This is a genomic window from Frigoribacterium endophyticum, from assembly GCF_011759585.1.
Lineage (GTDB): Bacteria > Actinomycetota > Actinomycetes > Actinomycetales > Microbacteriaceae > Frigoribacterium > Frigoribacterium endophyticum.
This window is the reverse complement of record NZ_JAAOYV010000001.1, coordinates 1,478,102-1,496,381: the sequence shown is the minus strand read 5'-3', so window position 1 is coordinate 1,496,381 and position 18,280 is coordinate 1,478,102. Positions and strand designations below refer to the sequence as shown.

Annotated in this window: 17 protein-coding genes; 13 read left to right on the top strand and 4 right to left on the bottom strand. The window is 73.7% G+C overall.

Annotation, left to right across the window (positions count from 1 at the left end; translation table 11 throughout):
• The first annotated feature begins 6 nt into the window (after positions 1-6).
• Positions 7-351: a hypothetical protein gene (locus FHR77_RS06935; protein WP_167259323.1), complete on the top strand. Its 345-nt coding sequence runs from the start codon at positions 7-9 to the stop codon at positions 349-351.
• Positions 352-382: 31 nt separating this feature from the next.
• Here FHR77_RS06935 and FHR77_RS06930 read toward each other — a convergent pair whose 3' ends face one another.
• From FHR77_RS06930 to FHR77_RS06915, 4 genes are all read right to left on the bottom strand, one after another.
• On the bottom strand, positions 383-778 hold the full coding sequence (locus FHR77_RS06930; protein ID WP_167259322.1) for a hypothetical protein: 396 nt from the start codon (positions 776-778) through the stop codon (positions 383-385).
• A gap of 111 nt (positions 779-889) precedes the next feature.
• Entirely contained in the window at positions 890-2,692 is a 1,803-nt protein-coding gene (locus FHR77_RS06925) for a DEAD/DEAH box helicase (RefSeq protein ID WP_167259321.1), read from the bottom strand.
• Between the two features lie 141 nt (positions 2,693-2,833).
• The gene (locus tag FHR77_RS06920) at positions 2,834-3,325 is read right to left on the bottom strand and encodes a GNAT family N-acetyltransferase (protein WP_341777255.1); all 492 of its coding nucleotides are present in this window, start codon (positions 3,323-3,325) and stop codon (positions 2,834-2,836) included.
• A gap of 225 nt (positions 3,326-3,550) precedes the next feature.
• Positions 3,551-5,179 carry a threonine/serine exporter family protein gene (locus FHR77_RS06915; RefSeq protein ID WP_341777254.1) on the bottom strand — a complete coding sequence of 543 codons (1,629 nt, stop codon included), beginning with the start codon at positions 5,177-5,179 and terminating at the stop codon, positions 3,551-3,553.
• A gap of 252 nt (positions 5,180-5,431) precedes the next feature.
• Here FHR77_RS06915 and FHR77_RS06910 point away from each other — a divergent pair, with 252 nt between their 5' ends.
• From FHR77_RS06910 to FHR77_RS06855, 12 genes are all read left to right on the top strand, one after another.
• The gene (locus FHR77_RS06910; RefSeq protein ID WP_167259319.1) at positions 5,432-6,586 is read left to right on the top strand and encodes an NAD-dependent epimerase/dehydratase family protein; all 1,155 of its coding nucleotides are present in this window, start codon (positions 5,432-5,434) and stop codon (positions 6,584-6,586) included.
• Positions 6,587-6,772: 186 nt separating this feature from the next.
• Entirely contained in the window at positions 6,773-7,903 is a 1,131-nt protein-coding gene (locus FHR77_RS06905) for a DUF475 domain-containing protein (RefSeq protein WP_056055266.1), read from the top strand.
• A 177-nt stretch (positions 7,904-8,080) separates the two neighbouring features.
• A complete protein-coding gene (locus tag FHR77_RS06900) occupies positions 8,081-8,674 on the top strand; it encodes a TerD family protein (protein WP_167259318.1) in 594 nt (197 codons plus the stop codon).
• Between the two features lie 60 nt (positions 8,675-8,734).
• Positions 8,735-9,316, top strand: a complete 582-nt coding sequence (locus FHR77_RS06895; protein WP_167259317.1) for a TerD family protein — start codon at positions 8,735-8,737, stop codon at positions 9,314-9,316.
• Positions 9,317-9,393: 77 nt separating this feature from the next.
• The gene (locus FHR77_RS06890) at positions 9,394-9,972 is read left to right on the top strand and encodes a TerD family protein (RefSeq protein WP_056055259.1); all 579 of its coding nucleotides are present in this window, start codon (positions 9,394-9,396) and stop codon (positions 9,970-9,972) included.
• A 53-nt stretch (positions 9,973-10,025) separates the two neighbouring features.
• The gene (locus FHR77_RS06885) at positions 10,026-11,270 is read left to right on the top strand and encodes a toxic anion resistance protein (RefSeq protein WP_243861375.1); all 1,245 of its coding nucleotides are present in this window, start codon (positions 10,026-10,028) and stop codon (positions 11,268-11,270) included.
• 3 nt (positions 11,271-11,273) lie between these two features.
• Positions 11,274-11,813, top strand: coding sequence for a hypothetical protein (locus FHR77_RS06880; RefSeq protein WP_167259316.1), 540 nt, complete (start codon positions 11,274-11,276; stop codon positions 11,811-11,813).
• On the top strand, positions 11,813-12,364 hold the full coding sequence (locus tag FHR77_RS06875) for a TerD family protein (RefSeq protein WP_056055253.1): 552 nt from the start codon (positions 11,813-11,815) through the stop codon (positions 12,362-12,364). Before FHR77_RS06880 ends, FHR77_RS06875 begins: the two co-directional genes overlap by 1 nt.
• 2 nt (positions 12,365-12,366) lie before the next feature.
• Positions 12,367-13,194 carry a hypothetical protein gene (locus FHR77_RS06870; RefSeq protein WP_167259315.1) on the top strand — a complete coding sequence of 276 codons (828 nt, stop codon included), beginning with the start codon at positions 12,367-12,369 and terminating at the stop codon, positions 13,192-13,194.
• Positions 13,195-13,200: 6 nt separating this feature from the next.
• Positions 13,201-14,442, top strand: coding sequence for an HpcH/HpaI aldolase/citrate lyase family protein (locus tag FHR77_RS06865; protein ID WP_167259314.1), 1,242 nt, complete (start codon positions 13,201-13,203; stop codon positions 14,440-14,442).
• Positions 14,439-17,300 (top strand): phosphoribosyltransferase domain-containing protein, encoded by a 2,862-nt coding sequence (locus FHR77_RS06860; protein WP_341777253.1) that lies wholly within the window; start codon positions 14,439-14,441, stop codon positions 17,298-17,300. Before FHR77_RS06865 ends, FHR77_RS06860 begins: the two co-directional genes overlap by 4 nt.
• Entirely contained in the window at positions 17,297-18,142 is an 846-nt protein-coding gene (locus FHR77_RS06855) for an HAD family hydrolase (protein ID WP_167259313.1), read from the top strand. Before FHR77_RS06860 ends, FHR77_RS06855 begins: the two co-directional genes overlap by 4 nt.
• Positions 18,143-18,280: the final 138 nt, after the last annotated feature.

The window sequence follows — 18,280 nt, the reverse complement described above, 5'->3', positions numbered from 1 at the left end:
TGTGCCGTGCTCGACCCCGAGAGCTTCTTCGCCGTCCTCCTCATGATCGCCGGGCTGGTCGCCCTCGCGGTCGGCGTTCCGCTCGTCGCGTCGTTCCTCATCGACGGGGTCGTCGCGATGATCCGCGGTCGCGGGCTGCGCGTCTTCGGGCTCGCCGCCGTCGGCACGCTGCTCACCGCGATCGCGGGGGTCGTCCTGCTCGTCGTGTCGCGCCTCCTCACGCAGGACCCGGCCGGTCTCGGGTCGACCGAGAGCGGGCTCGGCGGCGTGCTCATCTGGCTGGCGCCCGCCATGTGCGTGCTCGGCGTCGTGCAGAGCGTGCGACGGCTGACCGGGCGCCGACAGGGCTGACGGCGGCGCTGACGCCGTCGGCCGGCGCTCGTCAGCGCCGCGGCGCCGGGGAGATCGCGAAGACGACCGCCGCGACGACCGTGAGGGCCGCCGCGACCGGCACGAGCGGCGAGACGCCGTCGCCGAACGCCCCGACGACGCCGCCCGGTCGGCCGTAGCCGACGACGACCTCGCCGATCGCGAGCAGCACCAGTGCGAAGGCTGCTCCGAGCAGGCTCACCCGCCCCAGGTCGTGACGTCGCTGCCCGCCGTCGTCGTCTCCGGCCAGGTCGGGGCGACGGAGGCGCATCCTGGCCCATAGCACGAGGGCCACCACCGCGAGCAGCAGCGGCACGACGCTTCCGATGGTGAGCGTCGTCTGCACGACGCCGAACAGGGCGCCGGTGCCGGTGGGGCCGGACGGTGCAGCGGTGAGGAGGGGGACCACGGGTACTCCAGGGCGACGTGACGGACGGACGGCCGGTCGGGGCCGGGACGACGGACGGCGCCCGTCGCAGTCACCTGCGAGCGGGCGCCGTCCGGGGAGGCGGAGCCGGGCCTACGAGTGACGCGGCTTGCGGGGGCGCTCGTCGCGGTCGTCGCGACGGGGCGCACCGGAGCCGCCGCCACGGCGGTCGGGCTTGATCTCGATGAGCACGCCGCTGATGCGGGTGTCGACGAGACGGTCGAGCATCTCCTTGCTGACGTCCGAGGCGAGCTCGACGACGGAGAAGTCGGGGCGGATCTGGATCGCGCCGAAGTCGTCACGGCTGAGGCCGCCCTCGTTGGCGAGGGCGCCGACGATCTGGCGGGGCTCGACGCGCTGACGACGACCGACCTCGATGCGGTAGGCCGTCATCGGCTTCGACGTGCGGGGGCCGCGGTCGCGCTCGGGGCGCGAGCCACGGTCGTCGCGGTCGAAGCGGCCGCCCCGGTCGTCGCCGCCGCGGTCGTCACGGGCGGGACGGTCGTCACGCTCGCGCCGGGCCGGTCGCTCGTCTTTCGGGTCGAGCAGCAGCGGCGTCTCGCCCTGGGCGACCACGGCGAGGGCGGCGGCCACGTCGGCCTCCGGCACGTCGTGGTGCTCGACGTAGTGGCCGATGATGTCGCGGAAGGCGGCGATCCGGCTCTCCTGGGCCAGCGCCTCCGTGATCTGGTCGTCGAAGCGCGCGAGGCGCGTGACGTTGACGTCCTCCAGCGTGGGCAGCTGCATCTGCGTCAGCGGCTGACGCGTGGCCTTCTCGATCGCGCCGAGCAGGCGACGCTCGCGGGGCGTGACGAAGCTGATCGCCGCGCCGCTGCGGCCGGCACGGCCGGTGCGGCCGATGCGGTGCACGTACGACTCGGTGTCGATCGGCAGGTCGTAGTTGACGACGTGGCTGATGCGGTCGACGTCGAGGCCGCGGGCCGCGACGTCGGTCGCGACGAGGATGTCGAGCTTGCCGCTCTTGAGCTGGTTGACCGTGCGCTCGCGCTGGGCCTGCGCCACGTCGCCGCTGATGGCGGCGGCGGAGTAGCCGCGGGCGCGCAGCTTCTCGGCGAGGGTCTCGGTCTCGTTCTTCGTGCGGACGAAGATGATCATGCCCTCGAAGTTCTCGACCTCGAGGATGCGCGTGAGGGCGTCGACCTTCTGCGGGTACGACACCATCAGGTAGCGCTGGGTGGTGTTCGCCGAGGTCGTGGTCTTCTGCTTGACCGTGATCTCTTCGGCGTCGTTGAGGTACTGCTTCGAGATGCGACGGATCTGGGGCGGCATCGTCGCGGAGAAGAGCGCGACCTGCTTGTCGTCGGGGGTGTCGGCGAGGATCGTCTCGACGTCCTCCGCGAAGCCCATCTTGAGCATCTCGTCGGCCTCGTCGAGCACGAGGTACTTGAGCTCGGAGAGGTCGAGCGTGCCCTTCGCGAGGTGGTCCATGATGCGGCCGGGCGTGCCGACGACGACGTGGACGCCGCGACGGAGCGCGCTCAGCTGGACGCCGTAGGCCTGGCCGCCGTAGACGGGGAGCACGTGGACGCCGCGCATGCCGGAGGCGAACTGCTCGAACGCCTCGCACACCTGGAGCGCGAGCTCACGGGTGGGGGAGAGCACGAGCGCCTGCGGCTTCTTGGCCGAGACGTCGAGGCGGCTGAGGATCGGCAGCGCGAAGGCCGCCGTCTTGCCGGTGCCCGTCTGGGCGAGCCCGACGACGTCGCGACCCGACAGGAGGGTGGGGATGGTGGCCGCCTGGATGGCGGAGGGGGTCTCGTAGCCGATCTCCTTCACGGCCTTGAGGACGGCATCGCTGAGCCCCAGGTCGGAGAAGGTCGGCGCAGAGTCGGGGGTGTCGGCGTCGATCTCGTCGCGCGTATCGGTGGGGCTCATCCTGCAAGGGTAGAGGGTCGACGTCCTGATCGACACCGGGGCGTGCCGGGAGATCGGGGCGGACTGTACTCCAGCGCCCCGATCCGCGGCCCGGGCGGGCCCGGTCGGGCGCACGGAGGCCCGCTCGGCGGGCCTCCGCGATCACCGCATGCGCAGCAGCAGGGTGTCGGAGTCGCCGTCGCGGCCGGCGGGGACGAAGCCGCGGTGCTCGTAGAGGGCACGCGCCGGGTCGTTGCCGTCCTCGACCGAGAGGCTCAGGCCGGGCAGGCCAGCCTCGCGCGCGTCGGCGACGAGGACGTCGAGCAGCTGCCCGCCGAGACCGCGACCACGGTGCGCGGGCGCCACGCCCATGCTGAGCTCGGGCACGTCGTCGGCGACCCAGCCGTAGCCGCGGTCGCGCTCGTCGAAGGTCCGCCACCAGGCGGCACCGGCAGGGTGCCCGTCCACGACCGCCACGCGCCCGGCGTCACCGGCCCGCGGCCAGCCCGCGACGTAGTGCCAGATCTCGGGCCTCTGACGGAGGCCGGCGCGGTCGAGGCCGTCGGGCTGGCCCCGCCAGGTGAAGGCCTGGAACAGCACCTCGGCCAGGAACTCGGCGTCGTCGGCCGTCGCGGCACGGAGCTGGGTGGTCACGGGCGCCTCCTGGGGTCCGGCCGCGCCGCGGTGCACGACCGTCGCCAGGCTAGCGACCCCGCTGCCCGGCCCGGCCGGGCCCGGCCCGAGCAGGAGGAACCACGTCGTCGCAGGGGAACCACGCCGCGGCGTGGTTCGGAGGCGAGGACGTGGTGCCTGACGACCAGCCCGGCCCGGCCCGCTTGCCCGCGGGCTGCCGCTGCCGCCGGGCGTCGCGCCGCGCGCTCAGGTCGGCGGGACGGGCGGCACGGCCGGCGCCGGCGGCACGATCGCGATCGGCGACGTGTCGAGCCGCTGCGACTGCACGACGACGCGCTTCGTGCGACGGCGCAGGTAGCGGCGCGCGCCGGGCGTCGCGAGGAGGCTGCCGAGCACGAGCCCGGCGCCGATCGCGAGCGTCGTCGACATCGAGGCGACGAAGTCGACCGCCGCGCCGTCGGTGCCCGCCATGAAGTTGAGCAGCGCCGACGCCACCGCCAGCGAGGGCAGCAGCGAGCCGCAGAACGCCGGCACCGCGATCGCCGTCGCCGAGACCCGCAGCCGCGCCGCGACCACCGTGCTGAGCGCCCCGAGCAGCACCGCGACGAGGAAGGTCGCGCCGAGCAGCGGCAGCCCGAGCTGCTTCAGCCCCCAGAGCGACACGGTGCCGACGATCGCGACCCCGATCGCCACCGGCATCACGCGCGCGTTGGCGCCCTGCGTCACGGCCGTGGCCGCGGCGGCGAAGAAGGTGGTGATGAGCAGCAGCCAGATCGGCAGCGACCGCAGGGTGATGTCGGTCGGGTCGACCTCGAGCGCGACGCCCGAGGTGAGCGCGAGGCCGCCGGGGATCCCCACGACGATGCCCGCCACGATCAGCACGATCACGAGCGCTCGCGACACGGCCATGGCCCGGAACCCCGAGATGGCGTCCTGCGCCCAGGTGACGATCGTCACGTGGGGCAGGATGAGCACGACCACCGCGGCCACCATCGCCGCCGCGCTGCCCGCGGGCATCGCCCCCGCCCAGATCGCGAGGGTGCCGAGGGCGGCGACGCAGGCCGACTGCAGCACGACCGCGAAGAACTGCGGGATCCCCTTGCGGGCGAGCCAGCGGCCCAGCGTCATGACGCCGATCATCAGCACGAAGGCCCCGACGGCGCCGACGATGGAGCCGCCGGCCTGCAGCGAGACCGAGACGCCGAAGAGGCCCATGGCCCCGTCGGTGATCCACGACGGCCACCGAGGCGGCGACTGCAGCACCTCGACCAGGCCCTCGACGGCGCTCGTCATGTCGCGGTCGTCGTGCAGCAGCTCGTCGACGATCTGGTAGACGAGCGACAGCCGGTGCAGGTCGCTGCCCTCCGCGCTCACCACGCGCATCTTGACGAGCGGCGGGCCCTCGGCCGGGGCGTACTGCAGCGTGATCGCGGTGCCCGTGATGTCGAGCTCGAGCGGGGCGAGGTTCCACTTCGTGCTCACGGCGACGATGGCCACCTCGACCGTGCGGACGTCGGCGCCGGAGGCGAGCATCACCTCGCCGAGGTCGAGGCAGAAGTCGACGATCTGGCGGGGCGAGTAGAGGTCGCCGAGCCGGCCGTGCTGCGGGGTCGTGCCCTCGTAGATGGTGCCGCGGAGGCGGGCACGGACGTCGCGCATCTCCTGCGGGTTGACCCGGCGGCGGCGCTGGCGGGCCGGGCGGGCGGCGGGCTTGCCCGCGGGTGAGGCGGCCTCGCGGCGCGGAGGCGGCGGCGCCGACGGGTCGCGGAGCGGCGCGCCCGCGGCCGGGGTCACCGCGGTCGTGGGCGAGGGTGCGGTCGTCTCGGGCGCGACCGGCCGCGGCGGCGGGTCGTACGCGCGGGGGCCGTCGCTCACGGCCGGGCCCCCGAGGAGGCGCGGGTCGGGCCGCCGAGGCCGGCGAGGGTCGTCGAGGTGGTGCTCAGCGCGATCAGCGCTCCGTTCGGTCGGGCGACCGAGCGGATCGGTCTGGCGGGTCGGCCCGGGGGCGTCCCTCCACTGTAAGCGCGACCGGGGGACGGCCCGTGGACCGTGGGGCGGCCGGTCGGGCGACGCGCCCGGGCGGGGCTGTGGGGGAACACGGAGCGGCGCCGCGTACTTTCACGACACGTGACCGACAACACGACCACCCCCACGACCACCGGCCCGTCGACCGAGGGCGAGGCGGGGCCCGGCCCCGCCCGCGCCTCCGGCGAGGCCGACCGCACCGCGCTCGTCGTCGGCGCCAGCGGCATCACGGGCACAGCGCTCGTCGAGGCGCTCACGCGCGACGGGTGGGAGGTCCTCGCGCTCTCGCGCCGCGCCTCCTCCGCCCCCGGCGTGCGCGGCGTCGCCGCCGACCTGCGCAGCGCGGAGAGCCTCGCCGAGGCGCTCCGCGACGAACGGCCGACGCACGTCTTCTTCACGGCGTGGTCGCGACAGGAGACCGAGGCCGAGAACATCGCCGTCAACGCCGGCATGGTGCGCGACCTGCTCGCGGCCCTGGCGCACGCGCCCCTCCAGCACGTCGCCCTCGTCACCGGCCTCAAGCACTACCTCGGGCCGTTCGAGGCGTACGCGGCCGGCGAGATGCCCGACACGCCCTTCCACGAGGAGGAGCCGCGGCTCGACACCCCGAACTTCTACTACGCGCAGGAGGACGAGCTGTTCGCGGCCGCCGAGCGCCAGGGCTTCACCTGGTCGGTGCACCGCTCGCACACGGTGATCGGCTACGCCGTCGGCAACGCCATGAACATGGGCCTGACCGTCGCGGCCGCCGCCACGCTCAGCCGAGAGCTCGGCCTGCCCTTCACCTTCCCCGGCAGCGAGACACAGTGGAACTCGCTCACCGACATGACCGACGCGGGCCTGCTCGCCGACCACATGGTCTGGGCCGCCACCGACCCGGCCGGCGCCGACGAGCCGTTCAACGTCGTCAACGGCGACGTGTTCCGGTGGCGCTGGATGTGGCCGCGCCTCGCCGAGCACCTCGGCGTCGACCCCGCCCTCGTGCAGGGCTACGAGGGGGCGCCGCGCCCCTTCGAGCAGCAGTTCGCGGGGCGGGAGGCCGACTGGGCCGAGATCGCCGGGCGCCTCGGCCTGGCGGAGGCCGACCTCTCCCGGGTCGCCTCGTGGTGGCACACCGACGCCGACCTCGGCCGCGAGATGGAGGTCGTGACCGACATGGGCAAGAGCCGCGAGGCCGGCTTCCTCGGCTTCGTCCGCACCGAGACCGCCTTCGCCCGGCTCTTCGCCCGCTACCGCGAGGCGCGCCTCATCCCGTAGGCCCCGGCGCCGCCCCGCCCGGCCCGGCCCGGCCCGGCTGCACGATGTGCACGACCGCCGTGCCGAGCCCGCGGCGCGCCCATATACTCGGCGGGTGCCCGGGCCGACGGCCGGGGCACCCCGTGGGGGCCCGGGCCCGCACGGTCACGAGCAGGCCGGCACGACCGGCCGAGGGGGAGTCGCCAGGTGTTCTTCAAGACGTTCGCGGGGTCGCTGGTCGTCACGGTGCTGGCCCTCGCGGTGGGCTTCGTGTACGGCGGCGTCGAGGCGCTGATCCTGGTCGCGGTGCTCGGCATCCTCGAGATCAGCCTCAGCTTCGACAACGCGGTGGTCAACGCCCGCATCCTCGAGCGCATGAGCGCCTTCTGGCAGAAGATGTTCCTCACCGTGGGCATCCTCATCGCCGTGCTCGGCATGCGGATCCTCTTCCCGCTGCTGATCGTCGCCGTCACGGCGCAGCTGAACCCGGTCGAGGCCATCCGCCTGGCTCTCGAGCAGGGCAGCATCGAGGAGCCCGGCACCTACGCGTACATCCTCAACGACGCGCACCCGCAGATCGCGGCCTTCGGTGGGATCTTCCTGCTCATGCTCTTCCTCGACTTCATGTTCGAGGACCGCGACATCCGCTGGCTGAAGATCCCCGAGCTCGCCTTCGCCTGGGTCGGCAAGCTCAGCAGCGCCTCCGTCGTCATCGGCCTCGTCGCCCTCGTCGTGGCCTCGCTCGCGGCGGGCGAGAAGCAGGCGGTCGTGCTCGTCGCCGGGGCGCTCGGCATGGTCGCGTACTTCCTCGTCACGGGCCTCGGAGCCCTGTTCGACGTGTCGGACGACGACGACGACCAGGACATCGACCCGGAGGAGGTCGCCGCGCGTGCCGAGCGCATCAGCGCCGGCGGCCCGCGCAACACCGGCGGCAAGGTCGTGGGCCGCGCGGCCTTCCTGCTCTTCCTCTACCTCGAGGTCATCGACGCGTCGTTCTCGTTCGACGGGGTCATCGGCGCGTTCGCCATCACGAGCGACCCCATCCTCATCGCGCTCGGCCTCGGCCTCATCGGCGCGATCTTCGTCCGGTCGCTCACGGTCTTCCTCGTCCGGGCCGGCACGCTCGACGACTACGTCTACCTCGACCACGGCGCGCACTGGGCGATCGGCGCGCTGGCCACGATCCTGCTCGTGTCGATCAGCGTCCACGTCAACGAGGTCGTCACGGGCCTCATCGGGGTCGTCTTCATCCTCGCCGCGTTCGCGTCGTCGCTGGTGCGCAACCGGCGCGTGGCGCGCGAGGAGGCGGCGGAGGCGCCGGTCACCGCCTCCCGCTAGCGGGCTCCGGGTGCCGTTCCGCGCCTCCTCGGGCACAGGGCTCCGACAGCTGCTCCATCGCCCGCGGTCAGCACCAGCCCAGGTCGTTCGGACAGGATGTCACCAGTCACACAGGCAACGAACAGGAGGAGCGGTCCTCGCGGCAGCTCTCCACCACGATCATCGAAGGAGAACATCATGGGTCTGAGCTTGCAGAAGGGCCAGTCGCTGAGCCTCAAGAAGGCCGACGGCGGCCAGCTGTCGAAGGTGCGCCTCGGCCTCGGCTGGGACAGCGCGACGCCGGCCAAGAAGGGCTTCTTCGGCGGCCTCAAGAAGGAGGCCGACGTCGACCTCGACGCCTCCGCGATCTTCTTCGACGCGAACGGCGCGGTGCTCGACCTCGTCTGGTTCCAGCAGCTCGCGAGCAAGGACGGCTCGGCCCGGCACACCGGCGACAACCTCACCGGCGAGGGCGACGGCGACGACGAGACGATCATGATCGACCTCACCCGCGTCTCGCCGAGCGTCAGCCAGATCGTCTTCGTCATCAGCAGCTACAGCCGTCAGACCTTCGACCTCGTCAAGAACGCGTTCTGCCGCGTCGTCGACGACTCGACCGCCGGCAGCCCCGAGGTCGCGCGCTACCAGCTGACCGACTCGGGCACGCACACCGCCATGATCATGGCCAAGGTCGCGCGCACGACCGAGGGCTGGACCTTCACCGCCATCGGCGACCGGGCGAACGGCCGGGCCGTGCCCGAGCTCGTCGGCCCCGCCGCCGCCGCGCTCTAGGTCGTCGGCCGAGCCGACAGCACCCCGCACCACGGCACCCCGCACGGAAGGAACACATCGATGGCGAGCCTCACCCTCTCCAAGGGCCACAACCTCTCCCTCTCCAAGGCCGACCCGACCCTGAGCCGTGCCGTCGTCGGCCTCGGCTGGGATCCGCGGACCACCGCCGGCCAGGCCTTCGACCTCGACGCCTCGGCGCTGCTGCTCGGCGCCGACGGGAAGGTCCGGTCGCAGGACGACTTCATCTTCTACAACCAGCTGGCCACCCCCGACGGATCGGTCGCCCACCTCGGCGACAACCGCACCGGCGAGGGCGACGGCGACGACGAGCAGATCCGCATCGACCTGTCGCTGCTGCCCGCCGACGTCGACCGCATCGTCATCTGCGTCACGATCGACCAGGGCGACGTCCGTCGGCAGAACTTCGGGCAGGTGCGCGACGCGTTCTGCCGTGTCGTCAACGAAGACACCGGGCAGGAGGTCGTGCGCTACGACCTCAGCGAGGACGCCGCCTCCGAGACGGCCATGATCTTCTCCGAGATCTACCGCCACGGCGCCGAGTGGAAGTTCCGCGCCGTGGGCCAGGGCTACTCCACCGGCCTCTACGGCATCGCCACCGACTTCGGCATCGTGCTCGACTGAGCCCGGGCCCGCACCGCCCCGCACCGCCAGCGCCACCGCACCCCGTACGCGCACCACCACGACAGAAGGACGACACCATGGCCGGACTCTCGCTCGCCAAGGGCAACAACCTCTCGCTCACCAAGACCAGCCCCGGGCTGACCGTCGCCACCGTCGGCCTCGGCTGGGACCCGCGCACGACCAGCGGCGAGGCCTTCGACCTCGACGCCTCGGCCCTCCTCGTCGGCCCGGCCGGCAAGGTCCGCTCGTCGGCCGACTTCATCTTCTACAACCAGACCGAGGCCGCCGACGGCTCGGTGAAGCACCTCGGCGACAACCGCTCCGGCGCGGGCGACGGCGACGACGAGCAGATCTCGATCGACCTGCAGAGCGTGTCGGCCGACGTCGACCGCGTCGTCATCGCGGTCTCGATCGACCAGGCCGACGAGCGTCGCCAGAACTTCGGCCAGGTCCGCGGCGCCTACTGCCGCGTGCTCGACCAGGACGACAAGGAGATCGTCCGCTTCGACCTCAGCGAGGACGCCGCGCCCGAGACCGCCATGGTCTTCGCCGAGGTCTACCGCAGCGGCTCGGAGTGGAAGTTCAAGGCGGTCGGCCAGGGCTACACCACCGGCCTCGCGGGCATCGCCGGCGACTTCGGCGTCACCTTCGGCTGAGCCGACCCCACCACCCGGTTCCACCCCGTCGACACCTCAGGATCGGATCACCCATGAGCATGACCCTCACTCCTCCCGACCCCGACGAGAGCGGCGAACTCGTCCTGCGCGCACCCGAGGCGCCGGCGATCGTCGAGCCCGAGACGGCGCCCGGCATGATCCCCGTGCCGGAGGAGCGCCAGGTCGAGATCCGGCGCCAGGCGCAGGAGTTCATCCGCGACGTGTCGACCCTCGACCCGCGGGCGCCCGAGTTCACGGAGAAGGTCGAGGGCATCTCGAGCCTCGCCAGCGCCGAGATGACCTCGTCGAGCGGCTACTCGACGCGCATGCTCGAGCGGTCGAGCTCGTCGGTCGCCGGGGCGAAGCGCGGCGGCGACAGCGCCCAGATCAAGGTCGCGAACACCCTGGGCGACCTGCGGTCGACGGTGGAGGACCTCACGCCGAACCAGGCCGACCTCGGCGTGGGCCGGAAGATCCTCGGGTTCATCCCGGGCGGGAACAAGCTGGCCAAGTACTTCCAGAAGTACGAGTCGGCCCAGACGCAGCTCGACGCGATCATCAAGTCGCTCATGTCGGGCAAGGACGAGCTCCTGAAAGACAACGCGGCCCTGGCCGGCGAGAAGCAGCAGCTCTGGGAGACGATGGGTCAGCTCAGCGAGTACGCCGTCTTCGCCGACGCCCTCGACCAGGCCGCGACCGCCAAGATCGACTCCGCCCGCGCCTCCGGCCAGCTGGAGCAGGCGCAGAAGCTCGAGGCCGACGTCCTCTTCCCGATCCGCCAGCGCCGACAGGACATCCTCACGCAGCTGGCGGTGTCGGTGCAGGGCTACCTCGCCATGGACCTCATCCGCAAGAACAACGTCGAGCTGGTGAAGGGCGTCGACCGCGCCCGCACGACGACCATCGCCGCCCTCCGCACGGCCGTCACGGTCGCGGCGGCCCTGGCCAACCAGAAGATGGTGCTCGACCAGATCGACGCCATCAACACCACGACGAACAACATGATCCTGCAGACCAGCGAGATGCTGAAGGACCAGACCGCCCGCATCCACGAGCAGGCGTCGTCATCGGGCGTCAGCGTCGACACGCTGCAGAAGGCCTTCGACAACGTCTTCGCGACGATGGACTCGATCGACTCCTTCCGCTCGCAGGCCGCGCAGAACATGTCCGGCACGGTGGCGGCCCTCGAGGCCGGCATCACCCGGGCCAAGCCCTACCTGGAGCGCAGCCGCCAGGGCGAGGCCGCCGAGCTCGGCGGCGCGACCGCCCGCCCGGCGCTGGGCGGCCCCTCGGCCTAGCCGATGGTCTTCGGCAGGATCTTCGGGCGCGACCGGGACGACTCCGTCCCGGCGCGTCCGTCGTCGACCCCGGTGGAGGCGGTGGCCGCGGCTGGCGAGGTCGTCGCGTCGGCGCTCGGGCAGGGCTCCACGACGCCGGAGGCCCGTCGGCTGGAGGAGCTGGCGCGCTCGATCGACGCCGGCGGAGGCCGCCTGCCCACCCTCGTCACCTCGCACCTGCTCCAGATCGTCGACGTGCTCCGCGAGTCGGCGGCCCTGATCGAGTCGCAGGGCGCCTCGACCGAGCAGCGGGTGCTCATGGAGCAGCTCGTCGAGGACCACGTGCCCACGCCGCTCGGCCGCTACCTCTCGCTGCCCGCGGTCGACCGCACCGAGGACTCCCGCCCCACCGCTCTCTTCGTCGAGCAGCTCGGCATCGTCCACGAGACCGTCCTGGACTTCACGAACCAGGTCAGGCTCGGCGCGATCGAGGAGCTGTCGACCCACGGCCGCTTCCTCCGCTCGAAGTTCGACGAGCCGACCCTCCGACTGGAAGGACCCTGATGGGCGAGATGGTGCCCGGCAGCAACGCCGCGCTGACCGCCGAGAACCCCGACGTGCACGAGCTGCTCGTCGGCTTCTCGTGGCAGACCACGCCGAGCCGCGGCCCGCAGCCCGAGCTCGTGCCCCTCGCGGTGCTCTGCGGCGCGGACGGCACCGCCCGCACCGGCGACGACGTGGTGTTCTTCAACCAGCTCGTCTCGGCCGACGGCGCCGTCGCGTTCGACGGCGACGCCGACCAGGAGCAGATCGACGTCGACCTCGCCCTCGTGCCCGACGACGTGGCCAAGATCGTCTTCGTCGTCTACGTCGACCCCGACCGCCGCGGCCTCGGCACCTTCGGGGCCGTCCGCCAGGCGAGCATGCGCGTCGCCACGAAGGACGGCCGCGATCTCGTCCGCTTCGTCGTGCCGAGCGACGAGAACCACGCGATCAACGCGATGCTCTTCGGCGAGCTCTACCGCCACCGCGACGACTGGAAGTTCCGTGCCCTCGGCCAGGGCTACACCACCGGCCTCGCCGGCGTGGCCCGCGACTACAAGGTGACGCTCTAGCCGTGGCCGAGCGTCCGACGCGCACCGACCTCGTCTTCCTGCGACGGCGGGTGAAGCCGCAGGTCGCGGTGCCCGACGTCGCCGCGACGCACACGGCGGCGCCGGCCTCAACGCCGGTGACGCCGACGCCGACTCGGACGCCGACGCCGACGGCCACGCCGCCCGCGTCGTCGGGCCTCTCGCTGGGCGGACCCCGCGGAGGGGCCGCGGCCGCGACCTCCGCGCCCGGCTCGCGCCCCGCCTCCGGCCCGTCGAGCGTGACCGGCACGACTCGCCCCGCCCGCCCCGCTCGCCCCGCCCGCCCGACACGACCCGCGCCGTTCCCGGCCCCCGACGTCACCGACGTCCGCGAGCTGAGCCGCGACCAGCCCGTCGTGCGGCTCTCGCCGCGGCGGTCGGCGATCGGCACGCTCGTCGTCACCGCCGGCGTGCACGCCGTGTGGGAGAGCACGGAGCTGGTCGACGGGGCGGCGTTCTCGACCGGCCAGCGCATGGGCGACGTCGTGACGACCAGCGGCAACCGCCCGCTCGTGGCCTTCGACGGCGACGAGGTGCTCGTCACCCTGCGGCACGTGCGCGAGCTGCGCCGGGCCCTGGTCGTGGCGGGCGACGGTGCGTGGCTGCAGGTCGAGCTGCCCGGCGACCGCCGCCTCTCGGTCGACCCGGCCGAGCCCGGCGAGCGGGTCGCGCTGGCGGTGCTCGTCGTCGACGGCCTCCTCGAGCTGCGCCGGGTGACCCTGCCGGACACCCTCACGCCACCTCTCGTCCACCAGAGATTCGGGTACTCGATCCCCGAGCGTCCCGGTGACAGCGCCCCGAACGGGAGATGATCGCCCATGCGCCATTTCGGCTTCCTCAGCGACGAGCAGCTGTCGCTCGTCTTCCACACGATCCCGCAGCGGCTCGACTTCTCGTCGCCCGCGCCGCTGCTCGCGGTCGCCCTCGGGGCCACGCTCTACTGCCCCGGCACGCGCCCCGACCTCGTCGGTGCGGTGCACAAGCAGGCGGCCCGCGGCGTCATGAGCATGGTGCTCTGCCTGGAGGACAGCGTCGCCGACGACGAGGTCGACCAGGCCGAGGACGCCGTGGTGGCGGCCCTGGCCGAGCTGCACCGTGAGCAGGCCGGCGACCTCGCGCCCGACGCGGCGCCGCTGCCCGCGCCCCTGCTCTTCGTGCGCGTGCGGACGCCCGAGCAGATGCTCCGCGTGGCCGAGCGGTCGGGCTCCGCGCTCGACGTGCTCAGCGGCTTCGTGCTGCCGAAGTTCGAGAACCAGGACGGCTACGCCGACCGCTTCTTCGCCGTGCTGCACGAGATCCACGAGCGCTTCGACCAGGGCGGCGACGCGGCCCGTCGGCGGCTCCGGGTCATGCCCATCCTCGAGTCGCCCGTGATGATCCACGCCGAGACGCGCACCGCGGCGCTCGAGGGCATCACCGAGGTGCTGCAGCGCCACCGTGAGGACGTGCTCGCCGTCCGCATCGGCGCGACCGACCTCTCGAGCGCCTTCGGCCTCCGCCGGTCGCGCGACCTCACGATCTACGACGTGGGCGTCGTCGCGTCCATGATCGCCGACATCGTCAACCGGCTGGGGCGCCACGACCGCGGCTTCGTCATCAGCGGCCCGGTCTGGGAGCACTACGCCGACACCGAGCGCCTCCTGCGCCCCCAGCTGCGCATGACGCCCTTCGTCGAGGCCGACGACGTCGACCTGCGCCGCCGACTGCTGCTCGAGAACTTCGACGGCCTGCTGCGCGAGATCGCGCTCGACCAGGCGAACGGCATCACGGGCAAGACCGTCATCCACCCGTCGCACGTCGCGCTCGTGCACGCCATGAGCGTCGTCAGCCACGAGGAGTACCACGACGCCCTCGCGATCACGGGTCGCCAGGGCGGCGGCGCGGTCGCCTCGCCGTACCGCAACAAGATGAACGAGATGAAGCCGCACCGCGCCTGGGCCGAGCGCACGCTGCTGCGCGCCGCGGCCTTCGGGGTCGCCGCGGAGGAGACCACGTACGTCGACCTGCTCGAGCTCAGCATGCGGGCGACCTCGCTGAGCCTGGCCGGAGGCGCGGCGTGAGCGCGAGCCCCGGCCCGGTCTCCGAGGCGGTGCGGTCCGCCGCGCCCGCCGCCGCCGCACCCGTCGCTGCCTCGACGCCGCCCGCCCTTCCGATGTCGCCCGAGAGCGGCTTCGTGCACGACCGGGTCGGCATCGTCGTGCGCTCCGAGGGCGACGGCCTGGTGCCCGTCGAGCTCCTCGTCGGCCTCGCGCTCCGGCGGAACCCCCGACGGGCGCACCTCCTCGTCTCCACCGTGCTCGCCAAGCACGTGCCGACCGTCCCCGGCCTCGCCGTGGTGGCGGGCGAGCTGCTCGGCACGGCGGCGGACCTCGCGCTGGCCGAGGGCGACGCGGGCGCCCGCGGTGCCGAGCTCCGGCGGCTGGCGGGCGAGTTCACCAGGCTGCTGGCCGAGCGGGAGGCCGAGGGGGAGGCGCGGGCGCGACTCCGGGGCGACCTCACGGCCCTGCGCCGTGAGCTGGCCGCCCTCCGCACCGGGCACCCCGGCGTCGCGACGCTCGGCTACGCCGAGACGGCGACCGGGCTAGGGCGCCTCGTCGCCGACGCCCTCGGCTCGTGGTACCTCCACTCGACCCGTCACGACCCCGCGGGCGCCGTCGCCTTCGGCGCGTTCGAGGAGGCCCACTCGCACGCCACCAGCCACCGGCTGCTGCCGACCGACCCGTCTCGGCTGCGCGTCGGCGGCACCGTGGTGCTCGTCGACGACGAGCTGAGCACCGGGGCGACGGTGGTCGACACCGTCCGCGACCTGCACGCGCGGGTGCCGCAGGAGCGCTTCGTGGTCGCGGCCCTCGTCGACCTCCGGGGCGACGACGACCGGGCCGCGCTCGACGCCGTCGCGCGCGAGCTCGGCACCCGCGTCGACGTCGTGGCGCTCGGGCAGGGGCGCGTCGAGCTGCCCGCCGACGTGCTGACCGTCGGGGCCGACGTGGCGGCCGGGCTCGGCGAGGCCGTGCCCGCCCTCCTCCGTGCCGCGGCGGCCGACGCCGTCGCGCTGCTCGACCTCCGCGACGTCGTCGCGCCGGTGCGGAGCGAGCGGTTCGGGGTCGACGCCCCGGCCGCGACGGCCGCCGTCGACGTGGCCGGCGTCGTGGCGGCCGTGCTCGAGGCCCTGCCGACCGACCTGCGCGCGGGCGCCCGAGGCGGCGACCCGGTCGTCGTGCTCGGCACCGAGGAGTTCCTCTCCGTCCCCCTCGCCGTCGCGCACGAGCTCGACGGCCACCTGCCCACGCGGGCCTCGTCGACCACGCGGTCGCCCATCGCCGTGCTGGACCGCCCCGACTACGCGGTCGCCTCGGGCGTCACCTTCCGCAGCCACGACGTGACCCTCGACGGCCCCGGGCCGCGGCACGCCTACAACCTGTCCCGGGCCGGAGCCCGGCCCCGCGTCGTCGTGCTGATGCCCGAGCCGGGCACCGACCCCGACGAGCTCGTCGGTGCCGGGAGCGTCACCGAGGCGCTCCGCGAGGTCGCCGATCACGTGCTCGTCGTGCTGCTCGCGGCGGCCGACGAAGCCCCCGCCCCCGCGCCCGCCCGCCCCGCCGACAGCCTCACCGAGAGATCCGACGTGCAGCCCAGCCCCGCCTCCACCGCCCCCGCCGCCCCGACCGGGGCGTCGCGCCCCGCCGACGAGCTGCCCGAGCGGCCCGAGCGCCCCGACCTGCCCGAGCCGCTCGTCGGCCCGGCGTTCGGCTCGTACGACGCCGACGACGTGTCGTGGCTGCTCACCGACCTCGGCGACGCGCAGCTCGAGGCGCCCGCGCACGAGCGCGAGGCGACGCTGCAGGGCGGGACGGCCAACTACGCCGAGTCGCTGCCGATCGAGTACCAGCCCACCCCCGAGTACCAGGCCCTGTACGAGGAGGCGCTGGCCCGGTCGGCCGACCGCGTCGCGACGGCCGTCGGGGTCGTCACCGACCTCGTGCTCGCCGCCCGCGACCAGGCGCCGGTGCTCGTCTCGCTCGCGCGGGCCGGCACCCCCGTCGGGGTACTGATGCGCCGCTGGGCCGCCCGCGTGCGCGGCGTCGACGCCCCGCACCTCACGATGAGCATCGTGCGCGGCGTGGGCCTCGACCCGGTCGCCCTGCGCTGGCTGGTCGCCCACCACGACCCGGCGCGCGTCGTCTTCGTGGACGGCTGGACGGGCAAGGGCGCCATCACCCGCGAGCTGACCGAGGCCCTGGCGCGCTTCGAGGAGACCGACGGCGTGCGCTTCGGCGACGACCTCGCCGTGCTCGCTGACCCGGGCCGCTGCGCGTCGACCTGGGGCACCCGCGACGACTTCCTCATCCCGTCCGCCTGCCTCAACTCGACCGTCTCGGGCCTCGTCTCGCGCACGGTCTACAACCGCCGGCTGATCGGCGACCACGACTTCCACGGCGGCAAGTTCTACTCGGAGCTCGCCGAAGCCGACGTGTCGCGCGCCTTCGTCGACACGGTCTCGGCGCGCTTCGACGCCGTCGTCGACGAGGTCGACCGTCGCGTCGCGGCCGCGGCGACGGAGCCCGACCGGGCCGCCGGCCCGACCTGGGCCGGCTGGGAGGCCGTCGAGCGCATCAGCGACGAGCAGGGCGTGCACGACGTGAACCTCGTCAAGCCCGGCGTGGGCGAGACGACCCGCGTGCTGCTGCGGCGCATCCCCTGGAAGGTGCTCGTGCGCGCCGACGCCCTCGACGAGGTCCGCCACGTGCTGCTGCTGGCCGAGCAGCGCGGCGTGCCGGTGGAGGTCGTCGACGAGCTGCCCTACAGCTGCGTCGGGCTGATCCACCCCGTGCACACCGCCGGGGCGACCGGTGCCGACGGGCGCGCCGTGCGCGCCGAGCCAGCCCCGACCTCCTCGACCGACGGAGGTGCCCGATGAGCCGCGCCCCCGTGGTCGTCGCCTGCGACCTCGACCGCACCCTGATCTACTCCGCCGCCGCGCTGCGCCTGCAGGGCGACGACCGCGACGCGCCCGACCTGCTCGTGGCGGAGGTCTACGGGGGCGTGCCGATCTCGTTCACGACCCGCGCCTCCGAGGGGCTGCTCGTCTCGCTCGCGGCCGCGGCGCACCTCGTCCCGGTGACGACGCGCACCGTGGCCCAGTACCAGCGCGTGCGGCTGCCGGGCGTCCGGCCGACGCACGCGGTGACGACCAACGGCGGCGCGCTGCTCGTCGACGGCGTGCCCGACCTCGACTGGCGACGACGCCTCGACGCCCGCGTCGCGGAGGAGTGCGCGCCCCTCGCCCAGGTCGAGGCCCTCCTGACCGATGCGCACTGGAGCACCTGGACGCTCTCGGTCAAGGTCGCGGAGGACCTCTTCGTCTACGCGGTCGTCGACCGTGCCGAGATGCCCGAGACGGCGGTGGCCGACCTGGCGGCGCGCTGCGACGAGCTCGGCTGGACGGTCTCGGTGCAGGGCCGGAAGGTCTACTGCGTGCCGAGCCCGGTCACCAAGGCGGCGGCCCTCGAGGAGGTGCGGGCCCGCACGGGCGCCGACCTCGTGCTCGCCGCGGGCGACTCGCTGCTCGACCAGGGCATGCTGGAGGTCGCCGACCACGCCTTCCGCCCTGCCCACGGCGAGCTGCACGACCTCGGCTGGACGGCGTCGCACCTCACGGTGACCGACGCCGACGGCGTGCTGGCCGGCGAGGAGCTGCTGCGGCGCATGTCGGCCGTCGTCGCCGACGCGGCCCGCGCCCCGGCACCCGTCTCCGCGTAGCGCCCGGCCCCGCCGCCCCTCGTCCGCCATCGGCGCACCCGTCACGCCGGCGAACCACCGACTGATCAACGAACCACGCCATGACGTGGTTCGTTGATCAGTCGGTGGTTCGGCGGACTGGTTCGGTGCGCAGGGCAG

What these genes read in the sequence shown, in the direction of transcription:
- FHR77_RS06925 (WP_167259321.1), bottom strand. Translation starts at nt 2,692, where the DNA reads ATGAGCCCCACCGATACGCGCGACGAGATCGACGCCGACACCCCCGAC.
- FHR77_RS06900 (WP_167259318.1), top strand. Translation starts at nt 8,081, where the DNA reads ATGGGTCTGAGCTTGCAGAAGGGCCAGTCGCTGAGCCTCAAGAAGGCC.
- FHR77_RS06895 (WP_167259317.1), top strand. Translation starts at nt 8,735, where the DNA reads ATGGCGAGCCTCACCCTCTCCAAGGGCCACAACCTCTCCCTCTCCAAG.
- FHR77_RS06890 (WP_056055259.1), top strand. Translation starts at nt 9,394, where the DNA reads ATGGCCGGACTCTCGCTCGCCAAGGGCAACAACCTCTCGCTCACCAAG.
- FHR77_RS06885 (WP_243861375.1), top strand. Translation starts at nt 10,026, where the DNA reads ATGAGCATGACCCTCACTCCTCCCGACCCCGACGAGAGCGGCGAACTC.
- FHR77_RS06880 (WP_167259316.1), top strand. Translation starts at nt 11,274, where the DNA reads ATGGTCTTCGGCAGGATCTTCGGGCGCGACCGGGACGACTCCGTCCCG.
- FHR77_RS06875 (WP_056055253.1), top strand. Translation starts at nt 11,813, where the DNA reads ATGGGCGAGATGGTGCCCGGCAGCAACGCCGCGCTGACCGCCGAGAAC.
- FHR77_RS06865 (WP_167259314.1), top strand. Translation starts at nt 13,201, where the DNA reads ATGCGCCATTTCGGCTTCCTCAGCGACGAGCAGCTGTCGCTCGTCTTC.
- FHR77_RS06855 (WP_167259313.1), top strand. Translation starts at nt 17,297, where the DNA reads ATGAGCCGCGCCCCCGTGGTCGTCGCCTGCGACCTCGACCGCACCCTG.